Source organism: Clostridium sp. AM58-1XD, assembly GCF_003464085.1.
Classification (GTDB): Bacteria; Bacillota; Clostridia; order Lachnospirales; family Lachnospiraceae; genus Lachnoclostridium_A.
The window spans coordinates 1-1,160 of sequence record NZ_QSDR01000079.1; the positions used below are offsets into that span (position 1 = coordinate 1).

Genomic DNA, 1,160 nt, shown 5'->3' on the forward strand with positions numbered 1-1,160 from the left:
GCCAGTTTCAGCATGGTGTGGTAAAGCACCTCTGCTCCTGCCGCACAGTCTTCCGGCGAGCTGTATTCGTCCTTATTGTGGCTCAGTCCGTTCTTGGATCTTACAAAGATCATTCCCATCGGGCAGAAGTCTGCAAATGTTGAGGAATCATGGCCTGCTCCGCTCGGCATTTTGAATACCGGCAGCCCTGCCTTCTCACAGGATTCCACTACGATATCCTGGATATGGTCTGCACATGGCTTTCCTTCATCATCCTTCATCAGCACCTTTACTTCCATGCTCACTCCGCGCTTTGCACACACTGCTTTCATGCGCTCTACGCATTTATCGAACATCGCATCTCTCAATGCCGCCTTCTGGTTTCTCATATCAATGCTGAATTTCACCTGACCAGGTACTACGTTTACTCCGCCTGGGAACGCTTCGATCTTCCCTACCGTTGCTACTGCCTGCGGATACTTCTTTGCTTCGTCTTCGATCTCAAGCATGCATTCCGCTGCTGCTGCAAGCGCGTCTTTTCTTAAATCCATCGGCGTCGTTCCTGCATGGGATGCAACTCCGTCGATCACTACCTCGCCGCGGATCTGGCAGCAGATTCCTGTTACCACGCCTACTGCAAGGTTCTTGCTCTCCAGCACTGCTCCCTGCTCGATATGAAGCTCCAGATGAGCCTTTGCATATCCTTCCGGCAGTCTTGCGTCGTCTACGTGATCCGGGTCGATTCCGCATTCCTTCAGACATTCTACTACGGTCTTTCCGTCCTTATCTGCATGGCTCATGATTCCATGATCGTAACCGCCTGTCAGATGGCCTGCTCCTGAATAGCTTCCTACGAAACGGGTCCCTTCCTCGTCACGATAGCCGATTACCTCGATCGGATGCTTCGTCTCAATGCCATCTTCTGTCATCGCCTGCACTGCTTCGATTCCTGCGATTACTCCAAGACGGCCGTCAAACATTCCTCCGCCATATACGGTATCAATATGGGAACCTGTCATAACTGCGGATGCATTCGGGTCTGTTCCTTCTTTTCTTCCTACCAGGTTGCCTGCTGCGTCCATATGTACGGTCATTCCTGCTTCTTCCATGTACTTCTTTACCAGTGCATGGGCTTCATTCTCTTCCTTAGAAAGAGCCATACAGTATACTCCGTCCTCTGT

At 51.2% G+C, this 1,160-nt stretch carries 1 protein-coding gene; it reads right to left on the bottom strand.

What is annotated here, in order from left to right; all coding sequences use genetic code 11:
• A partial coding sequence (locus tag DXA13_RS20630; protein ID WP_347559944.1) for a Zn-dependent hydrolase occupies positions 1-1,139 on the bottom strand: 1,139 nt, incomplete at its 3' end.
• Between the last annotated feature and the right edge of the window lie 21 nt (positions 1,140-1,160).